Source organism: Bradyrhizobium sp. CCBAU 45384 (assembly GCF_028128665.1).
Lineage (GTDB): Bacteria > Pseudomonadota > Alphaproteobacteria > Rhizobiales > Xanthobacteraceae > Bradyrhizobium > Bradyrhizobium manausense.
Map to the genome: position 1 here is coordinate 64,373 of NZ_LBIZ01000095.1, position 20,098 is coordinate 84,470.

Annotated in this window: 13 protein-coding genes and 1 tRNA gene; all 14 read left to right on the top strand. The window is 63.9% G+C overall.

What is annotated here, in order from left to right; all coding sequences use genetic code 11:
* Nucleotides 1-183: 183 nt before the first annotated feature.
* The 14 genes from XH80_RS09240 (at nt 184) to XH80_RS09305 (ending at nt 19,983) form a co-directional block, all read left to right on the top strand.
* A complete protein-coding gene (locus XH80_RS09240; RefSeq protein ID WP_271598326.1) occupies nt 184-1,560 on the top strand; it encodes a cytochrome P450 in 1,377 nt (458 codons plus the stop codon).
* A 559-nt stretch (nt 1,561-2,119) separates the two neighbouring features.
* Entirely contained in the window at nt 2,120-3,085 is a 966-nt protein-coding gene (locus XH80_RS09245; protein WP_271598327.1) for a sensor histidine kinase, read from the top strand.
* A 303-nt stretch (nt 3,086-3,388) separates the two neighbouring features.
* A complete protein-coding gene (locus XH80_RS09250) occupies nt 3,389-5,125 on the top strand; it encodes a putative bifunctional diguanylate cyclase/phosphodiesterase (RefSeq protein ID WP_271598328.1) in 1,737 nt (578 codons plus the stop codon).
* Between the two features lie 216 nt (nt 5,126-5,341).
* The gene (locus XH80_RS09255) at nt 5,342-6,784 is read left to right on the top strand and encodes a sigma-54 interaction domain-containing protein (RefSeq protein ID WP_271598329.1); all 1,443 of its coding nucleotides are present in this window, start codon (nt 5,342-5,344) and stop codon (nt 6,782-6,784) included.
* 195 nt (nt 6,785-6,979) lie between these two features.
* A complete protein-coding gene (locus tag XH80_RS09260) occupies nt 6,980-8,281 on the top strand; it encodes an MFS transporter (RefSeq protein ID WP_271598330.1) in 1,302 nt (433 codons plus the stop codon).
* Between the two features lie 118 nt (nt 8,282-8,399).
* Entirely contained in the window at nt 8,400-10,427 is a 2,028-nt protein-coding gene (locus XH80_RS09265) for an acyl CoA:acetate/3-ketoacid CoA transferase (protein WP_271598331.1), read from the top strand.
* Between the two features lie 111 nt (nt 10,428-10,538).
* The gene (locus XH80_RS09270; protein ID WP_271598332.1) at nt 10,539-11,723 is read left to right on the top strand and encodes a substrate-binding domain-containing protein; all 1,185 of its coding nucleotides are present in this window, start codon (nt 10,539-10,541) and stop codon (nt 11,721-11,723) included.
* Between the two features lie 168 nt (nt 11,724-11,891).
* On the top strand, nt 11,892-12,668 hold the full coding sequence (locus XH80_RS09275) for an ABC transporter ATP-binding protein (RefSeq protein WP_271598333.1): 777 nt from the start codon (nt 11,892-11,894) through the stop codon (nt 12,666-12,668).
* Nucleotides 12,665-13,387 (top strand): ABC transporter ATP-binding protein, encoded by a 723-nt coding sequence (locus XH80_RS09280; protein WP_271598334.1) that lies wholly within the window; start codon nt 12,665-12,667, stop codon nt 13,385-13,387. The genes XH80_RS09275 and XH80_RS09280 overlap by 4 nt, the downstream gene beginning before the upstream one ends.
* Entirely contained in the window at nt 13,384-14,394 is a 1,011-nt protein-coding gene (locus XH80_RS09285; protein ID WP_057753931.1) for a branched-chain amino acid ABC transporter permease, read from the top strand. Before XH80_RS09280 ends, XH80_RS09285 begins: the two co-directional genes overlap by 4 nt.
* Entirely contained in the window at nt 14,391-15,476 is a 1,086-nt protein-coding gene (locus XH80_RS09290) for a branched-chain amino acid ABC transporter permease (protein ID WP_271598335.1), read from the top strand. Before XH80_RS09285 ends, XH80_RS09290 begins: the two co-directional genes overlap by 4 nt.
* A 184-nt stretch (nt 15,477-15,660) precedes the next feature.
* Nucleotides 15,661-18,771: a bifunctional diguanylate cyclase/phosphodiesterase gene (locus tag XH80_RS09295; RefSeq protein WP_271598336.1), complete on the top strand. Its 3,111-nt coding sequence runs from the start codon at nt 15,661-15,663 to the stop codon at nt 18,769-18,771.
* 1 nt (nt 18,772) lies between these two features.
* Nucleotides 18,773-19,840 (top strand): sensor domain-containing diguanylate cyclase, encoded by a 1,068-nt coding sequence (locus tag XH80_RS09300; protein ID WP_271598337.1) that lies wholly within the window; start codon nt 18,773-18,775, stop codon nt 19,838-19,840.
* A gap of 66 nt (nt 19,841-19,906) precedes the next feature.
* Nucleotides 19,907-19,983, top strand: a tRNA-Arg gene (locus tag XH80_RS09305).
* Nucleotides 19,984-20,098: the final 115 nt, after the last annotated feature.

Sequence of the window (20,098 nt, forward strand, 5' to 3'; positions counted from 1 at the left end):
AGCAATAGCTTTGCGAAGACTCGGAGTTACCAGTTCGTCCTACAACCACGCCCTGGGGTTATGGGTCCCGGCTTTCGCCGGGACGACGATCTCGCTTGCGGTAATCCGCGCGCCAAACAACCGGCGCGTATCGTGCCAGTATTGTGCTATTATCCTCTGGGTCAGCCATCCGGAGCAATCGTCATGTCGATGCAGAATGTGGCCACGTCGGCGCTTGCGTACACCGCGCCCAAACGAAATGCGCTGACGCACATTCCCGGCGACGAAGGCTGGCCGATCATCGGCAAGACGTTTCAGGTGCTCGCCGATCCCAAGGGGCATATCGAGCGAAATGGCGCCAAATACGGTCCGGTCTACCGCACCCATATTTTCGGCGAGACCAACATCGTGCTGCTCGGCCCGGAGGCCAACGAGCTCGTGCTGTTCGACCAGCAAAAGCTGTTCTCGTCGACCCATGGCTGGAACAACGTGCTTGGGCTCTTGTTTCCGCGCGGCCTGATGCTGCTCGATTTCGACGAGCACAGGCTGCATCGCAAGGCGCTGTCGGTCGCGTTCAAGTCCGGACCGATGAAGTCCTATCTGAGCGATCTCGATCGCGGCATCTCCGCGCGCGTCGCGCAATGGAAGGCCGGGCCCGGCGAGATGCGGCTTTATCCGGCGATGAAGCAGCTCACGCTCGATCTCGCCGCGACGTCCTTTCTCGGCGCCGACATCGGACCCGAGGTCGACGAGATCAACCGCGCCTTCGTCGATATGGTGGCGGCTGCGGTCGCCCCGATCCGCCGTCCGCTGCCCGGCACGCAGATGGCGCGTGGCGTTGCGGGGCGCAAGCGCATCATCGCCTATTTCCGTGAGCAGATTCCGCTGCGCCGTGGCAATCACGGCGGCGATGACCTGTTCTCGCATCTCTGCCGCGCCACCCATGAGGATGGCGCGCTGTTGTCCGACCAGGACATCATCGACCATATGAGCTTCCTCATGATGGCGGCGCACGACACGCTGACCTCGTCGCTGACGTCCTTCATCGGCGAGCTCGCCGCCAACCCCGACTGGCAGAGCAGGCTGCGCAACGAAGTTCTCGCACTCGGGCTCGCGCCGGATGCGCCCAGCAGCTTCGACGCTCTCGAGAAGATGCCGCTGTCGGAAATGGCCTTCAAGGAAGCGCTGCGGATCAAGCCGCCGGTGCCCTCGATGCCGCGGCGTGCGATGCGCGATTTCAGCTTCAAGGGTTTTGCGATTCCCGGCGGCACCGCTGTCGGCGTCAATCCGCTCTACACGCACCACATGAAGGATATCTGGCCGGAGCCGGATCGCTTCGATCCCTTGCGCTTCACCGAGGAAGCCCAGCGCAATCGGCATCGCTTCGCCTGGATTCCATTCGGCGGCGGTGCCCATATGTGCCTCGGCCTGCACTTCGCCTACATGCAGGCGAAATGCTTTGCGCGGCACTTCCTGCAGAACATCGAGGTCTCGCTCGAGCCTGGCTACAAGCCGGAGTGGCAGATGTGGCCGATCCCGAAGCCGCGGGATGGGTTGAGGGTGCGGATGAAGGCGGTTTAGCCGCCGGTCTCGTGGGGTGGGCAAAGGCGCGCCGCGCCGTGCCCACCATCTTTCACTTGGGAGCAATTGGTGGGCACGGCGCGCGAAGGGCGCGCCTTTGCCCACCCTACGGCACTGCGCGAAGCGCGGTTCGCATGGCGTAACCCACCTCTTTCATCTCTGCGGAAATAGAAATGGTGGGTTACGCCAGCGACTGCGCTTTGCGCAGCCGCTGTCTAACCCACCCTACGGTATCTCACCTCGCCCTCCGGTATGCGGCCGCCCGCGATCACAATTTTGGCACCTTCGGCAACGAAGACTTCCACGGAATCCAGCCCGCTCGTCACTCCCCGCGATTCCCGCGACCTGGCCGTCAAGCCTGCCCTCGAATGTGCTTGTTTTCGAATGATTTTGATGCCTATGGCGGACACCTAACGATGACGCCACTGCGACATCGGGCGCCGCAACCGTCACTGTTCCTTCTGCCTGGCGACAAGGCAAGCTTTGCTTGCGCATCCGGGATGCGTAACATCGTGGCCTGCCTCTCGATTTTCGGACGAAGATCGCAACCGGGCTGCGCATGGGGAAGCTGATCGAGGAATTCCGCAAGGGCTGGCAGGGCGTTGCGACACCTCCGCTCGGCCTGAGCCTTGCGTTCGCGCTGGCCTGCCTGCTGCTTTCGACCCTGGCACGCTGGGGGCTCGCGCAAGTGCGCCCCGACGTCTACTTCACGCCATACTTCCCCGCCGTGTTCTTTGCGGCCGCCTTCGGAGGATTCCGGGTCGGCATCGTGACCGCGCTGGTCGGCGGCGTGCTCGGCTTCGTCCTGAATTTCGGCGATGCGTTTGCCGATCGTGCGCGTTTCGTGCTGCTGACGCTCTATTGGGGCGTCTGCGCGCTGACCATCTGGGGCGTCGAGCATTATCGGACGATGCTTGCCGAGCAGCGCCGGATCTCCAGGCGACTGATCGAAGAGGAAGAGTATCGCAAGCTCTTGGTCGACGAGCTGCAGCACCGGCTGAAGAACAAGCTGTCGACGGTGCACGCAGTGATGCACCAGGTGCTGCACGACCAGCCGGAGGTCTGGGCCCGTATCGACCCGCGGCTGCGCTCGCTGGCCGCGACCGACGATCTGATCTCGCGGATCGACAAGGGCGGTTGCGACATCCGCGATCTCCTGATCTCCGAGCTCGGCCCGTACGGCCATGTCCGCTTCACCCTCAATGGAGAGCGGTTGTTCCTGCCGCCGAAGCTCGCGGTGACACTGTCATTGATGTTTCACGAGCTCGCCACCAATGCCGGCAAATACGGCGCGTTCTCCTCACCACGCGGATTGTTGCAGGTGTCATGGACCGTCAATGACGACCGTCTGACCATCACCTGGGACGAAACCGAGGGCCCGACCGTTGGCGAAATCTCCACGCCCGGCTTCGGTACCAAGCTGTTGAAGTCGGCGCTGTCCGCCTTCGACGGCAAGAGCGAGATCTCGTATTTGAAGACCGGCCTGCATTGCATCATGCAATGCAGGATTCCCAGGAGCGAGTAGAGTTGGGTCACCTCTCCCCGACGGGGAGAGGTGAAGCGGATCCCGGAGCTGACATCAATTCAATCAATGCTCATAACGCGATGATACGCACGCAAACGAAAGCGAATCACACGCGTTTCGCTCGCGCTTTCGCAGATGCCGTTGACGTTCTGTTAATGACGATCGACGGCGCGCCCCGCGGCACCACGTTTCTCCCCGGAACACCCCCGTATTTCAGCGGACCCCTTAACCAAACCTAAGAGGGAACTGCGCATGATCGCGCCCATTGCAAAGGCGCGCTGAACAACAAGATTCATGAATTCTATGAACGACGATGCATATGACGGCGCGAGCGAAGCCGAGCTCGGATTTCTCAAGGAAATCGTTAGAATGCTGCCTGCCGGCCTCACCGTGCAGGACGCGCAGGGCAAGCTTCTGCTGGTTAACGATGTCGCCGCCGCCCAGCTCGGCATGGACGGCAGCCGTCCCTCGCCGGATCTCGCGCAGCGCCGCGAGGCCTGCGAGCGCGCGCTCAGGGCCGGACATCCTGTTGTCTCCGAAGAAGCGCTTCAAGACGGCGCCGCACGCCAGGTGTTGCTCACCACCCATCGACCGGTCCGCTTCGCCGGCCGCGAGCTCTTGATCTCGGCGTCCGCTGATATCACCGAGCAGAAGAATTTCGAAGACCAGCTGTTTCGCTCGGCCTATTTCGACGAGCTGACCGGACTGCCCTCGCGGCGCGTGATCGAACATCACGCCAACAGCCTGCTCTGGCGCGATCGCAGCGACGAGCGCTTCGCGCTGGCATTTCTCGATGTCGACAATTTCAAGCATATCAACGACTATTACGGCCACGCCGTCGGCGACGCGCTGCTGGTCGAGCTTTCGAAACGGCTGGCGCGAGACCTGCGCGAGTCCGACATGCTGGCTCGCATCTCCGGCGACGAATTCCTGCTGCTGCTCTCGCCCATCCGGAGCCAGGAGGAAGTCGCCGAATTCATGTCAACGACATTGCAGCGGCTGACGGCTCCGTTCTTCATCGACAATTCGGAAGTGTTCGCCTCGACCTCGGTCGGTGTCAGCCTGTATCCCGACCATGGAAGCAGCTTCGAAACGCTGCGCCAGAACGCCGACATCGCGATGTACCGCATCAAGAACAACGGCAAGGGATCCTGCGCCTTTTTCGATACCGGCATGGAGCGCGAGGCGCTGGCGCGGATGAAGATCGAGCAGTCGCTGCGGATGGCCATCCTCGAGAAGCGCTTCTGCTGCGCCTTCCAGTCCAAGGTCGACATCCGCACCCAGGCCGTGAAGGGCATCGAGGCCCTGGTGCGCCTGCGCGACGACGAGGGGGTCATCCAGGCACCGGGCTCGTTCATCAACCTGGCGGGCGAGCTCGGCCTGATCGATGAGCTCACTCATCTCGTGCTCGCCGAGATCGTCAAGTCGATCGACCTGATCAACGAGACCTTCGGTGCGGAAGCGACCATCAGCATCAACGTCGCCGCCAAGCAGGCCGGCAATCCAGACTTCATGCGCAGCTTTGCGCAGGCACTGGATGACACCGGCTTCCCGCAGCGGTTCATGATCGAGGTGACTGAAGACGCCTTTGTCGCCAAGAACCACTTCCAGGCCGAGATCCTGCCGATATTCCGCAAGCTCGGCGTCGGCATCTCCATCGACGATTTCGGCACCGGTTATTCCTCGCTGTCGGCCCTCGCCGACATCACCGCCGACGAGATCAAGATCGACCGCTCCTTCATCACCGACATCCATAAGCGGCCGCGCAGCCAGGGCATTCTGCGCGCGATCGAATCCTTGAGCGAAGCGCTCGGCATGACGGTCATTGCCGAAGGGATCGAATCCTATGAGGAGCTCGCCTATTTGCAGGCCGCGACCAAGATCCGCTACGCGCAGGGCTATTATTTCGCGCGGCCCATCTTCCTGGAGGAGCTGAAGCTCGCCAGCCCCGTCTCCAGCGAATCCCGCGCCAGCGTCTCCGCCCGCCCAATGCAGCAGAACCGCCAGGGCTATTCACGGGCGAGCCGGTATCGGCGGTAACTGACGCAGCGCAACAATCTCGGTGTCGTCGCCCGGCTTGACCGGGCGACCCAGTATTCCAGAGACGGTCGTTGTCGAATCGAGAGGCCGCGGCGTACTGGATGCCCCGGTCAAGCCGGGGCATGACAGTGTAGGGGAGGCCCGCCTCCAATCCATTTCTCCCTTTGAAATCGCTGCCCTTTTGGTAATACACAGGCAGGCCTCCCGAGGTACGCCATGTCCGGTCCCTCTTCCGTCGTCAGCGACCCCGCCTATATCCGCGCACGCGCCATGGAGACGCTGTTCGAGCGGCTGGAGCATCTGTGCGAGGGCGCCATCGCGATCGATCGCAGCGGGCGCGTGGTCTATGTCAACGAAAAATACGTCACCGCGATCGGCCTCTCGCATGAATCCGAGGCGCTCGGCCGCCCGATCGAAGAGGTGATCCCCAACAGCCTGTTGCGCAGGGTCGTGGAAACGGGCGAGCCGATCATCCTCGACATCATGGAGCTCGGCGGCCAGCAACTGGTCGTGACCCGGATGCCGATCGAGGACGAGAGAGGGAACATCATCGGTGCGATCGGCTTCGTGCTCTATGATCGCCTCGAAGGCCTGAAGCCGCTGCTCGGTCGCGTCGCCCAGCTCGAGAACGATTTGCGGCTGGCGCGACGGCAATTGTCGCACGCGCGCGCCGCGCGCTTCACCTTCGAGGACTATGTCGGCAGCACCGCAGGCATTGCGCAGGCCAAGACACTCGCAGCACGCGCCGCGCGCCAAAGCGTCACCGTCCTGCTCACGGGCGAGACCGGCACCGGCAAGGAGATGCTGGCGCAGGCGATCCACAATGCGTCCGCGCGCGCCGAGAAGCCTTTCGTGAGCGTCAACGTCGCGGCGATCCCGGACACGCTGATCGAATCGGAGTTCTTCGGTGCGGCGCCGGGCGCCTACACCGGTGCGGACCGCAAGGGCCGCGACGGAAAATTCCGGATCGCCGACGGCGGCACGCTGTTTCTCGACGAGATCGGCGAGATGCCGCTGCAATTGCAGGCCAAGCTGCTGCGCGTTCTGCAGGAGCGCGAGATCGAGCCGCTCGGCTCCGACAAGGTCACCAAGGTCGACGTACGGGTGATTGCCGCCACCAATGTCGACCTGCACAAGCGGGTCAGCGAGGGGACGTTCCGGGCCGATCTCTACTACCGGCTCAACGTGCTCTCGATCGTGCTGCCGCCGCTGCGTCATTGCCTGGACGACCTGCCGGAGATCTGCGGCCGGCTGCTCGAAGACATCAGCGCATCCGGCGACTATCTCAACGCCAGGATCACGCCGAGCGGTCTGACTGCGCTGGCGCGGTACGGCTGGCCCGGCAATGTCCGCGAGCTGCGCAACATCCTGGAACGCGCGCTGATCCTGAGCGATTCGGGACGCCTCACCAGCGACGATTTCGATCGCATTCTTCCCGTGAGCGCGGAGATGATACCGGCGGCACCGTCGCGGCCGACCGGTCTCGTCCTGCCCTATGCCGAGGCCGAAGCCGAGTTCGAGAAGCACACGCTCGAGCAGGCGCTTGCCGCGAGCAACGGCCAGATCTCGGAAGCCGCCAAGATGCTCCAGATCTCGCGCGCTACCTTCTACAAGAAGCTCGCCAAGTTCGGCCTCGCCTCGGGCGCCACACCCGTCTGAGTTTCGAGACACCGCGTGTCCGGAGTCTCGGATTCCTGACATGGCGCATTGTGCCTTGGCGGCGCCGCCCACGCTGAATCTGCTGGATTTTCCGCCCATTTGCGCAAACCTATGGCATCTGGCGCAGAGCTTGCTCTTCGCTTTGCACAATGACGCATGCTGCACATGCGCATTCGCAACCAGGGAGAATGCCAGATGAGTGGAGCGATCGCCGTCAATCAGCTTCAAGCACGACACCCGTCACACGTCACCGTCGCCACCGCCAGCCTGATCGGCACGGCGATCGAGTGGTACGACTTCTTCCTCTACGGCACCGCCGCTGCGCTGATCTTCAACAAGCTGTTCTTTCCGACTTTCGACCCGATGATCGGCACGCTGCTGGCGTTCGCGACCTATGCGCTCGGCTTCATCGCCCGTCCGCTCGGCGGGGTCGTGTTCGGTCATTACGGCGACAAGATCGGTCGCAAGACCATGCTCTATCTCACGCTGTTGATCATGGGCGCGGCGACGGCGGCGATCGGATTCCTGCCGACCTACGACACCGCCGGCATCTGGGCCGCGATCCTGCTCATCACCTGCCGCCTGGTCCAGGGCTTTGGCCTTGGCGGCGAATGGGGCGGCGCGGTGCTGATGGCGGTCGAGCACGCGCCAGCGGACAAGAAGGGCTTCTACGGCAGCTGGCCGCAGCTGGGCGCGCCGCTCGGCCTCGTGCTCGGCACGCTGGTCTTCTCGGTGGTCTCGGCGATGCTGACGGACGCGCAGCTGCTGGCCTGGGGCTGGCGCATCCCGTTCCTGTTCTCGATCGCACTGGTGCTGGTCGGCCTCTGGATCCGCTTCACCATCGCGGAATCGCCCGAATTCCAGAAGGTGAAGGACACCAAGCAGGAAGTGAAGATGCCGATCCTCGAGGCGATCAGGATGTATCCGAAGAACATCCTGCTGGCGATGGGCGCGCGCTTTGCTGAGAACGGCTTCTTCTACATCTACGCCACCTTCGTGCTCGCCTATGCGACGCAATCGCTCGGCATGCAAAAGCAGGACATGCTGAACGGGGTGCTGATCGCAGCCGCGATCGAGACCTTCACCATTCCGGCCTTCGGCGCGCTGTCCGACAAGGTCGGGCGCCGGCCGGTCTATATCTTCGGCGCGGTGTTCTCGGCGCTGATGTCGTTCCCGCTGTTCATGCTGCTGGCGACGAAGAATCCGCACCTCGCTTGGATCGCGATCGCGCTGGGGCTCGCCGTCGGGCACGCCGCGATGTACGGCCCGCAGGCGAGCTTCCTGTCGGAGCTGTTCGGCACCAAGGTGCGCTATAGCGGCGTCTCGCTCGGCTACAACCTCGCCTCGATCTTCGCCGGCGCGCTGTCGCCGCTGATCGCGACGGGGCTGATGACAGCCTATGCGCCCGCGACCTGGCCGATCTCGCTCTACATGATCGGGCTCGCGATCATCACGGTGGTCTCGGTCTATTTCGCCACCGAAACGCGCAAGGCCTGACAGCCCTGAATGAGCCGGCGCTCACGGCACGGGAGCGGCTCGCCGCTCCCGTGATACAGATCAAACAAAGCAAGACAAGCGGACCATAGGATCCGCAGAAAACATGTGAGGAAATGCGATGAGCCAGCACCCAGCCTTGGCTTACCTGCCCCATTCAGAGAAGGGCAAGATCGTCACGGCGGCTGAAGCCGTCATGCTGATTCGCGACGGCGACACGGTCGCCACCGGCGGCTTCGTCGGCATCGGCTTTGCCGAGGAGATCGCGATCGCGCTGGAGGAGCTCTATCTGGCGAACGAGGGCGATGCGCCCTACACGCAAGGCAAGCCGCGCAACCTCACGCTGGTCTATGCCGCGGGCCAGGGCGACGGCAAGCACCGCGGCCTCAACCATTTTGCCCATGAGGGCCTGGTCCGCCGCGTCATCGGCGGACACTGGGGCCTTGCACCGAAATTGCAGCAGCTCGCGATCGCGAACCAGATCGAAGCCTATAATCTGCCGCAGGGTGTGATCACGCATCTGTTCCGCGACATCGCCGCCCACCGTCCGGCTCACGTCACCCGCGTCGGCATCGGCACCTTCGTCGATCCGCGAAACGGCGGCGGCAAGCTGAATCCGCGCACCACCGAGGACATGGTGGAGCTGATCAATCTGCGCGGCGAAGAGTGCCTGCTGTATCGGACGTTCCCGATCAATGTCGGGATCATTCGTGCCACCACCGGCGATCCCGACGGCAACCTCACCATGGAGAAGGAAGCTCTGACGCTGGAAGCGCTGGCGATTGCCATGGCCGCGCACAATTCCGGCGGCATCGTCATCGCCCAGGTCGAGCGCGTCGCCGAGAGCGGCAGCCTCAATCCGCGCCAGGTCAAGATCCCCGGCGTGCTGGTCGATTGCGTCGTCGTGGCCAAGCCCGAGCATCACTGGCAGACCTTTGGCACGCCATATAATCCGGCCTATTCCAGCGAGATCAAGGTGCGGACGACATCGCTGCCCGAGATGCCCTTGAGCGAGCGCAAGATCATCGCCCGCCGCGCGGCCTTCGAGCTGAAGGCCAACAGCGTCGTCAATCTCGGCATCGGCATGCCCGAGGGCATCGCCTCCGTCGCCAATGAAGAGCGCATCATCGACCTGATCACGCTGACGGCGGAGCCCGGCGTGATCGGCGGCATCCCCGCAAGTGGCATCGATTTTGGCGCGGCGATCAATACCCAGGCGGTGATCGACCAGCCCTATCAGTTCGACTTCTATGACGGCGGCGGGCTGGACGCCGCCTTCCTCGGGCTTGCGCAGGTCGATCGTACCGGCAATCTCAATGTCAGCAAGTTCGGGCCGAAGCTGGCCGGCGCCGGCGGCTTCATCAACATCAGCCAGAATGCCAAGGAGGTCGTGTTCGTCGGCACCTTTGCCGCCGGCCGGCAACGCATCGCCGTCAACGACGGCAAGCTCGCCATCGTGGAGGAGGCGAAGTCGCGCAAGTTCGTCGACAAGGTCGAGCATGTGACCTTCAGCGGCCGCTTTGCCGCGGCGCGCGGGCAACCTGTGCTCTATGTCACCGAGCGCTGCGTCTTTGCGCTGCGGCCCGACGGGCTCGAGCTCACCGAGGTCGCGCCCGGCATCGACATCGACCGCGACATCCTGCGCCTGATGGATTTCAAGCCGCTGATCCCGCGCGAGCCGAGCCTGATGGATGCCCGCATCTTCCGCGACGGTCCCATGGATCTGCGCGAGCGGCTGCTGACCATTCCGCTCGAGCAGCGTTTTGCGCTGGACGAGCAGCAGAACCTGTTCTTCATCAACCTGGAGCGCTATCCCTTGCGCAGCAAGGCCGATATCGACGCGATCGCGCGCATCGTCGAGGCCAGGCTCGCCCCGCTCGGCCGCAAGGTTTACGCCATCGTCAATTATGACAACTTCTCGATCCTGCCCGAACTGCTGGACGATTACTCGGCCATGGTGCGCAGCCTGGTCGACCGCTTCTATACCGGCGTGTCGCGCTACACGACCTCCGGTTTCCTGCGCATCAAGCTCGGCGAAGCGCTGGAGCGGCGCGGTGTCGCGCCGCACATCTTCGAGAGCGCCGAAGAGGCGCGGTCGGACTGGCAGATCGAGGCCGGCGGCGCGCGGCGCGCGGCGCGGCTGGGTTAAAAAATGATGCAGAGCTTGCGAGCAGCCGCCTCAGCCGTAAGGTCGAATTGCAATGTCCGTCAGGCTGTGCAAATCGCTATTGCCCAACAAATCAAGTCAGGAGGGACCATCGTGCGTCGATCACTCATCATAACAACAACCGTTCTCGCCCTCGCTGCGGCGACTGCCGCGCACGCCGACGATCTCAAGGTCGCACTGATCTACGGCAAGACCGGCCCGCTTGAAGCCTATGCCAAGCAGACCGAGACCGGCCTGCAGATGGGTTTTGAATACGCCACCAAGGGCACCATGACGCTCGACGGCCGCAAGATCGTCATCGTCACCAAGGACGACCAGGGCAAGCCGGACCTTGCCAAGGCTGCGCTCGCGGAGGCCTATCAGGACGACAAGGCGGATATCGCCATCGGCACCACCTCCTCGGCCGCCGCGCTCGCCATTCTCCCCGTTGCGGAAGAGAACAAGAAGATCCTGATCGTCGAGCCGGCGGTCGCGGACCAGATTACCGGCGAGAAATGGAATCGCTACATCTTCCGGACCGCGCGCAATTCATCGCAGGACGCGATCTCGAACGCGGTCGCCATCGGCAAGCAGGGCGTGACAGTGGCCACGCTGGCGCAGGACTACGCCTTCGGCCGCGACGGCGTCGCCGCCTTCAAGGAGGCCCTCGCCAAGACCGGCGCGACGCTCGCCGCGGAAGAGTACGCCCCGACCAGCACCACCGACTTCACCGCGGTCGGCCAGCGCCTGTTCGATGCCCTGAAGGACAAGCCGGGCCGCAAGGTGATCTGGGTGATCTGGGCCGGCGCCGGCAATCCGCTGGCAAAACTCCAGGACATGGATCCGAAGCGCTACGGCATCGAACTCTCGACCGGCGGCAATATCCTGCCCGCGCTCGCCGCCTACAAGAGCCTGCCCGGCATGGAAGGCGCGACCTATTATTACTACGACATCCCGAAGAATCCGGTGAATGACTGGCTCGTTGCCGAGCACCAGAAGCGCTTCAACGCCCCGCCGGATTTCTTCACCGCGGGCGGCTTTGCCGCCGCCATGTCCGTCGTGGCCGCCGTCACCAAGGCGAAGTCGACCGACACCGAGAAGCTGATCGCGGCGATGGAAGGCATGGAGTTCGACACGCCGAAGGGCAAGATGGTGTTCCGCAAGGAGGACCATCAGGCGCTGCAGAGCATGTATCACTTCAAGGTCAAGGTCGATCCGAACGTCGCCTGGGCCGTGCTCGAGCCGGTGCGCGAGCTGAAGATCGAGGACATGGACGTTCCGATCAAGAACAAGCGGTGAGTTTTCTTCCTTCACCTCTCCCGCGCGCGGGAGAGGCCGGGAGAGGGCTCTAACCTCTTGGGGGTTCTCGCCCAGAGGAGATACCCTCTCCCCGACCCTCCCCCGCAAGCGGGGGAGGGAGCGCAGCGAGATCGTGGAATTATTGCTCTCTCATCATTTGCCAGGCCAATGCCCCTCTCCCTCGAAACCCGTGATCTCACCATCCGCTTCGGCGGGCATGTCGCGGTCAACAACGTCAGCTGTACGTTCCGCCCGGGCGAGCTCACGGCCATTGTCGGGCCGAACGGCGCCGGCAAGACCACCTATTTCAATCTGATCTCGGGCCAGCTGCGCGCATCCAGCGGCAGCATCCTGTTCGACGGCGCCGACATCACTCAGCATTCCGCGCCGCTGCGCACCCGCGCAGGTCTCGGTCGGGCGTTTCAGCTCACAAACCTCTTTCCGAATCTGACCGTGGAAGAGAACGTCCGCCTCGCGGTGCAGGCGGCGAGCGGCACCCATTACGACATGCTGCGGCCCTGGATGATCCGCCGCGATTTGATCGCCCGCGCGGATGCCATCCTCGACCAGGTCGCGCTCGGCACCCGCCGCAGCGTCGCCGCGACCGCGCTGTCGCATGGCGACCAGCGCAAGCTCGAAGTTGCGCTGATGATCGCGCTGGAACCAAAAGTATTCATGTTCGACGAGCCGACCGCCGGCATGAGCATCGACGAGGTGCCTGTCGTGCTGAACCTGATCGCTCAGCTCAAGCAGGACAAGAGCAAGATCATCCTCCTCGTCGAGCACAAGATGGACGTGGTGCGCTCGCTCGCCGACCGCATCATCGTGCTGCATAACGGCCAGCTCGTCGCCGACGGCGTGCCTGCCGAGGTGATCGCCTCGCCGATCGTGCAGGAAGCCTATCTCGGCGTAGCCCCCAGGAAGGTTGCAGGGGGCGCCGCATGACCGACCTGCTCAAACTGTCCGGCGTACATACCCATATCGGCCGCTACCATATTCTCCAGGGCATCGATCTCGCTGTCCCGCAGGGGCAGGTCACGATGCTGCTCGGCCGCAACGGCGCCGGCAAGACCACGACGCTGCGCACCATCATGGGCCTGTGGCAGGCCTCCTCAGGCGAGATTACGCTCGGCGGGATGCGCATCGAGAGCCTCGCCACGCCCGACATTGCGCGGCTGGGCGTCGGCTACGTGCCCGAGAGCATGGCCGTGTTCTCCGATCTCACGGTGAAGGAAAATCTCGTTCTCGCGGCGCGCGATGCGGCGATGGACGACAGACAGCTGGAATGGATCTTTGGCTTCTTCCCGGCGCTGCGCCGGTTCTGGCTGTCGCGCGCCGGAAGTCTCTCCGGCGGGCAGAAGCAGATGCTGTCGATTGCGCGCGCCATCATCGAGCCGCGCAAGCTGCTGCTGATCGATGAGCCGACCAAGGGTCTGGCACCGGCGATCGTGATGGCGCTGATCGAGTGCCTGAAGGAGATCAAGCGCAAGGGCGCGACCATTCTCCTGGTCGAACAGAATTTCTTTGCAGCGCGCGAGCTCGGCGACAGCGTGCTGGTGATGGACAACGGCACCATCGTCCATCGCGGCGAGATGGCGGCGCTGGCCGCCGACGTGCCGCTGCAGGAACGGTTGCTCGGCCTGAGCCTGGAGGCGCATCAGTGACTGAACTCGCTGCATCAGATCCGCTGCCGAAGCCGAAGCGCGACCTCGCGCCGATCCTGCTGCCGGTCGCACTCGCGCTAGCCATGATCCCGCTGGTCGGCTCGCCCTCGACCTGGCTGACGCTGACGGCGGCGAGCCTCGCCATGGGCATGATGATCTTCATCATGGCCTCGGGGCTGACGCTGGTGTTCGGGCTGATGGACGTGCTCAATTTCGGCCACGGCGCCTTCATCGCGGTCGGCGCCTATGTTGCAACGCTGGTCTTTGCGCCATTTGCGGCCTCGGTGCAGGCGGATTCGCTCTGGCTGAACCTCGCCGTGCTGGCGCCGGCGGCGCTGCTGTCGATGGCGGTATCAGGCGCGCTCGGCCTCGTCGTCGAACGCGTGCTGATCCTGCCCGTCTATGGCCAGCACCTGAAGCAGATCCTGATGACAACAGGCGGGCTGATCGTTGCCGAGCAGACGCTGTATGCGCTGTGGGGGCCGCAGATCATTCCGATGCCGCTGCCGGCCTCGCTGCGGGGCTCCTTCATCCTTGGTGACGTCGCGATCGCGAAATACCGCGTGCTGGCCATGCTGATTGGCCTGGCCGTCTTCGTCGCCATCCAGCTGGTGCTCAACCGCACCAAGCTTGGCCTGTTGATCCGCGCCGGCGTCGAGAATCGCGAGATGGTCGAGGCGCTCGGCTATCGCATCCGCCGGCTGTTCCTGGGCGTGTTCATGACGGGGTCGGCGCTGGCGGGCCTCGGCGGCGTGATGTGGGCGCTCTATCGCGAGCAGGTCCATGCCTCCATGAGCGACGAGCTCACCGTCCTGATTTTCGTCGTCGTCATCATCGGCGGCCTCGGCTCGATCGGCGGCTGCTTCATCGGCGCGATCCTGGTGGCCATGGTCGCCAATTACGGCGGCTTCCTGGTGCCTAAACTCGCCCTCGTCTCCAACATCCTGCTGATGGTCGCCGTTCTGATGTGGCGCCCGCGCGGCCTCTATGCGGTGACCAGCCGATGATGCTTCTCTCAGGCGATCCGCCGCGCAGCCGCGTGCTCACGCTCATTCTCGTCGTCATCATCCTGGCGCTGGCGGCAACGCCGTTTCTGTTTCCGGGAGCAAAGGCGCTGAACGTCGCGGCCAAGATCTGCGTCTTTGCCGCGCTGGTCGCGTCCTATGACCTGCTGCTCGGCTACACCGGCACGGTGTCGTTCGCGCACACCATGTTCTACGGCATCGGCAGCTACGCGATCGCGATCGCGCTGTATGGCATGGGCGCGAACTGGGCCGCGGTCGCCACCGGCATTGTCATCGGCCTGCCGCTGGCCGCGCTGCTTGCGCTTGCGATCGGGCTGTTCTCGTTGCGGGTGGCCGCGATCTTCTTTGCGATGATCACGCTCGCCGTCGCCTCCGCTTTCCAGGTCCTGGCCTCGCAATTGTCATGGCTCACCGGCGGTGAGGACGGGCGCAGCTTCCAGCTGCCGGAGCTGCTGCGCCCCGGCACGGTGCTGATCTCCAAGAACCTGTTCGGCTTCGAGGTCAACGGCCGCATCCTGACCTTCTATCTGGTGTTCGCGATCTCGGCCCTGATGATCCTGGCCCTGCTGCGCGTGGTGAACTCCCCGTTCGGCCGCGTGCTGCAGGCGATCCGCGAGAACCGCTTTCGCGCCGAGGCGCTCGGCTTCCGCACCGTGTTCCATCTGACCTATGCCAACTGCCTCGCGGCCCTGGTCGCCGCCAGCGCCGGCATCCTGAACGCGCTGTGGCTGCGTTATGCCGGGCCGGACACCTCGCTCAGTTTCTCCATCATGCTGGACATTCTCCTGATGGTGGTGATCGGCGGCATGGGCACGATCTACGGCGCGATCATCGGCGCCACCATCTTCATTCTTGCCCAGAATTATCTGCAATCGCTCATGGGCGTCGCCTCCAAAGCCGCGAGCGAAGCCGGCCTGCCATTGCTGCCGGGGCTGCTGCATCCCGACCGCTGGTTGCTCTGGCTCGGGTTGCTCTTCATTGCCAGCGTGTATTTCTTCCCGACCGGCGTGGTCGGGCGGCTCCGTCACAGCCGTGGCGACAAGAGTGCTGGCAGGTCGCATTAGGCTTCGATTAACGATGCGGCGCAGCGTCCCTCGCAGGCGTTGCGCGACCGCGACGCAATGCCAAGCGGTTCCCGCTTTGCTTTATATCCCTAGAAGTCCCGCAACCGATTTAAGCCATGAGTAACCGGCTTTCCTAAGCATTGCGCCATCTGTCGGTAGTATTTCTGTTCCTGCAGGGGGTGGGATGCGCCAGGTTTTTCAACAGATGGCAGCTGCTATGGTCCGGGCCGCGAAGGGCGGCTGGGACGCCGCCATGCGTCGTGGGCCGGTGCTGTGGCTGACCCTCTCGGGCATGTTGCTGGTCGTCGGCATTTTCGGCGCAACAGCCATGGCGGTCGGCGAGTTTCGCGAGCGCACGCTGGCCAACCGCGAGCGCGAGCTGGAAAACACCGCTCAGCTGATTGCACGTCACTTCGATCAGCAGTTTGAAGATTCGGACGTCGTCGCAGCCGATTTGATCAGGCAGATGAATCTGCCCGAGATCACCTCGCCGCAGATGTTCCGCGAGCGCATGTCCGGCCCCGAAGCGAACAGGATGCTGAGAGGCAAGATCAGCCCCGTCTCCTATCTCGGCGACATCGCCATCTACGACGCCGACGGTGAGATCATCGCCTGGTCACGCGCGGAACCGCTGCCCAAGATCAACATCTCCTCGCGCGCTTATTTCCAGACCTTCAAGACCAACCCGATGTCGGAGCCGGTGCTGCTGGAATCCGTGCGCAGCTTTCTCATCGGCAAATGGACCACGATCGTCGCGCGCCGGCTGAGCCTGCCGGACGGCACCTTCGTCGGCGCGATGGTCCGGCGGATCGATCCCGACAGCTATCAGCGTTACTTCGCTTCGGTCGCGCTCGCCGAAGGCGCCGCCATCACGTTGTTCGACCGCGAAGGTGTCATGCTGGCGCGCTACCCGCACGTCGAATCGATGATCGGCACCAGCTACAAGGGCGGACCGCTGATGCAGACGGTTTTGGCCCGCGGCGGTCAGCACACGCTTCGTGTCAAGAGCCCGGTCGACGGCACGGAGAAGCTCGGCTCGGCGGTTGCGCTGACCCATTTCCCGCTGGTCATCGTGGCGACCAACACCACGTCGGCCGCACTGGCCGACTGGCGGCAACAAACCGGCTTCATGGTCACCACCGCGACGGTGTCGGCGGCGGTGATCGCGCTGATTCTCTTCCTGATCATCCGCCAGATCGTCAGGCAGAACCACGAGGCGCAGCAGCGGCTGGAGGCGGAACGGCTGCGGCTGGACACCGCCCTCAACAACATGTCCCAGGGGCTGATCCTGTACGACGCCGACGGCTATATCGTCACCTGTAATCGCCGCTACGCCGACATGTTCGGCCTCTCCCACGACATCATCAAGCCTGGCTGTCATATCCACGAGGCGATGCATCATCGCAAGGAGCGCAACGCGTTCAGCGGCAACGTCGAAGAGTTTTGTGCCGACGTCATGCGGGGCGTCGCCGACGGCAAGGTCGCCGCCAAGCTGCATCAATTGCCCAACGGGCGCACTTTCCAGGTCATCAACACGCCGCTCGCGCAAGGCGGATGGGTCGCCACGGTCGAGGAGATCACCGAGCGGCGCAATCTGGAGCAGGAGCGCGACCGCAACTACACGTTCCTCCGCGAGATCATCGACCACATTCCCTCGCAGATCACGGTGAAGGACGCTCACACGCGGCGCTACCTTCTGGTCAACCGGATTGCCGAGGACATTTTTGGGGAAGGCGGCAAGACCATCGTCGGCAAGACCGCGGCCGATATCCTGCCGGAAGCGGACGCCGACATCGTCACGCGCGACGATGATGCGGTGCTGCAATCGCCGGACCGGCTGCTGCAGAAAGAGCAGAGCTGGAAGACCCCGACCGAAGGCCAGCGCCATACCATTTCAAAGCGCATCGGCATCTGCGACAAGGCCGGCGACCCTCGCTACATCATCAATGTCATCGAGGACGTCACCGAGCAGCGCAACACCGCCGAGAAGATCGCGCATATGGCGCACTACGATGCGCTGACCGACCTGCCCAACCGCGTGCTGTTCCGCGAGCAGATCGAGCGCGAGTTGGAGAAGGTCGCCGGCGGCGCCCGGTTTGCGCTGCTCTATATCGATGTCGACGAATTCAAGGGCATCAACGATTCGCTCGGCCATCATGTCGGCGACGAGCTCTTGATGGCGATCGCCGGCCGCATCCGCGCCTGCCTAAAGCCGGGCGATCTGATCGCGCGGCTCGGCGGCGACGAGTTCGCGGTGATCCAGACCGGAATCGAATCATCCACCGACGTCCTGGCCTTCGTGAGCCAGATCCAGGAAGCGATCCGCCGTCCCTATCACTGCCTCGGCCACCAGCTCTCCACCGACGCCAGCATCGGCATCGCGCTTGCGCCGCAGGACGGGGCCGACCTCGATCAGCTCATCAAGAGTGCCGACCTCGCCATGTACGGCGCCAAGGCGGAGGGGCGGCGCACCTACCGCTTCTTCGTGCCGGAGATGGACGCGAGCGCCAAGGCGCGCCTCTCGCTGGAGCAGGATCTGCGCCAGGCGCTGGTCAATGGCGGCTTCGAGATCCACTACCAGCCGCTGGTCAATCTGCATTCGGGCGAGGTCTCCGGCTGCGAGGCGCTGCTGCGCTGGCGCCATCCCGAACGCGGCATGGTTTCGCCAGCCGAATTCATTCCGATCGCCGAGGACACCGGCCTGATCAACCATCTCGGCGACTGGGTGCTGCGCACGGCCTGCAACGAGGCCGCGACCTGGCCCGCCCATGTCCGCCTCGCGGTCAACGTCTCTCCCGTGCAGCTCAAATGTGGCACGCTGGCGCTCCGGATCGCCGGCGCTCTCGATGCGGCAGGGCTTGATCCGCGGCGGCTCGAGCTCGAGATCACCGAAGCCGTGCTGATCCGCGACGACGAGGCGGCGCTCCAGATCCTGCACCAGCTCCGCTCGATCGGCGTGCGCATCGCGCTCGACGATTTCGGCACGGGTTATTCGTCGCTGAGCTATTTGAAGCGGTTCCCGTTCGACAAGATCAAGATCGACCGCTGCTTCGTCGCCGACATCGCTGACGCCGACGGCGCGCCCGTGATCGTGCAGGCGGTGGTGAACATCGCCTCCGCCAGCAACATGACCACGGTTGCCGAAGGCGTCGAGACCGAGGCCCAGCGCGAGATGCTGCGTGCTCTCGGCTGCACCGAGATGCAGGGCTATTTGTTCAGCAGACCGAGACCGGCCGCCGAGGTGCGTGAGCTGTTCGGCCCAGGCGGTGCCATTCCCGTGGCAGCGGTGGCCTGAGATGGCAAAGCTCGGCAGGACGCCCGCGAAGACTGTCGATGTCGCCGATTCCTACGCGGTGCGGCTGATGCAGCATCTGGTGGTGCCGACCTTCGTGATCGATCCGAAGCGGTGCGTGGTGATCTGGAACAAGGCCTGCGAACGGCTGACGGGCGTTGCCGCCTCCGAGGTGATCGGCACCAACAAGCATTGGCAGGCGTTCTACGAGACCAAGCGCCCCTGCCTTGCCGATCTGGTCGCGCTCGACCAGCCCGAGCAGCTGCCGGAGCTCTATTCGGAATATGCCGCGCGCGGCCATAACGGGCTCGGCTTCTCCGCGGAAAACTGGTGTGTGATGCCGAAGCTCGGCAACCAGCTCTATCTTGCGATCGACGCCGGCCCCATCCACGACGAGGCCGGCAATCTGATTGCCGTGGTGGAGACACTGCGCGACCTCACCGACCAGAAGCGTGCCGAAACGGCGCTGAAGGAGCTTGCCACCAAGGACGGGCTGACTGGCCTGTCGAACCGCCGCGCATTCGACCAGATGCTGACGAGCGAATGGGCCCGCGCGCAGCGGACGCAGCAGCCGTTAGCGCTGCTGTTCGTCGACGTCGATCATTTCAAGCTGTTCAATGACGAGCACGGCCACCAGAGCGGCGACGAGTGCCTGCGCGCGGTCGCCCGCGTGGTCAGGCGCTACGCCTTGCGTCCGCTCGACCTCGCCAGCCGCTATGGCGGCGAGGAATTTGCTCTGATCCTGCCCGAGATGGGCTGCGACGATGCCTGCACCATCGCCGAGGAGATCCGCCGCGCCGTGATGGCCTTGCAGATCGCCCATGGCGCGCGTGGAGCCGGCGACCGCGTGACCCTCAGTGTCGGCGTCGCCTGTCACGTTCCCGGCGAGGCCGATGGCACCCCCAATAACCTGCTGAACGCGGCCGATCAGGCGCTCTATGCCGCCAAGCGGCTCGGCCGCAACCGCGTGGTCTGCTCCGATCGGGTGCTGGCCGAATTTACCGGCCTTGGCCGGGAAAACGAGCCGGTTAGCGGTCAAGTTCCTGCCGTCGCTCCACGCAAATCGGCCTAAAGCGCTGATATTGCCGCGGCGAGACCGTTGCCCGCCCCTCGCCATTAGGCTAAATGAGGCCTTGTTGCGCCCGTAGCTCAGCTGGATAGAGCGTTGCCCTCCGAAGGCAAAGGTCACACGTTCGAATCGTGTCGGGCGCGCCATCTCGAAATACGCTGTCACCACCGAAGGCCGACGTTTCCTGTACCCGACCCATTGGGTTTCGTTACAGGCCGCCATCGCGATTCCGAAGACGTGCAATGGAATTGAGTTCACTGT

What these genes read in the sequence shown, in the direction of transcription:
- XH80_RS09275 (WP_271598333.1), top strand. Translation starts at nt 11,892, where the DNA reads ATGCCCCTCTCCCTCGAAACCCGTGATCTCACCATCCGCTTCGGCGGG.
- XH80_RS09240 (WP_271598326.1), top strand. Translation starts at nt 184, where the DNA reads ATGTCGATGCAGAATGTGGCCACGTCGGCGCTTGCGTACACCGCGCCC.
- XH80_RS09260 (WP_271598330.1), top strand. Translation starts at nt 6,980, where the DNA reads ATGAGTGGAGCGATCGCCGTCAATCAGCTTCAAGCACGACACCCGTCA.
- XH80_RS09245 (WP_271598327.1), top strand. Translation starts at nt 2,120, where the DNA reads ATGGGGAAGCTGATCGAGGAATTCCGCAAGGGCTGGCAGGGCGTTGCG.
- XH80_RS09295 (WP_271598336.1), top strand. Translation starts at nt 15,661, where the DNA reads ATGCGCCAGGTTTTTCAACAGATGGCAGCTGCTATGGTCCGGGCCGCG.
- XH80_RS09300 (WP_271598337.1), top strand. Translation starts at nt 18,773, where the DNA reads ATGGCAAAGCTCGGCAGGACGCCCGCGAAGACTGTCGATGTCGCCGAT.
- XH80_RS09250 (WP_271598328.1), top strand. Translation starts at nt 3,389, where the DNA reads ATGAACGACGATGCATATGACGGCGCGAGCGAAGCCGAGCTCGGATTT.
- XH80_RS09265 (WP_271598331.1), top strand. Translation starts at nt 8,400, where the DNA reads ATGAGCCAGCACCCAGCCTTGGCTTACCTGCCCCATTCAGAGAAGGGC.
- XH80_RS09290 (WP_271598335.1), top strand. Translation starts at nt 14,391, where the DNA reads ATGATGCTTCTCTCAGGCGATCCGCCGCGCAGCCGCGTGCTCACGCTC.
- XH80_RS09280 (WP_271598334.1), top strand. Translation starts at nt 12,665, where the DNA reads ATGACCGACCTGCTCAAACTGTCCGGCGTACATACCCATATCGGCCGC.
- XH80_RS09255 (WP_271598329.1), top strand. Translation starts at nt 5,342, where the DNA reads ATGTCCGGTCCCTCTTCCGTCGTCAGCGACCCCGCCTATATCCGCGCA.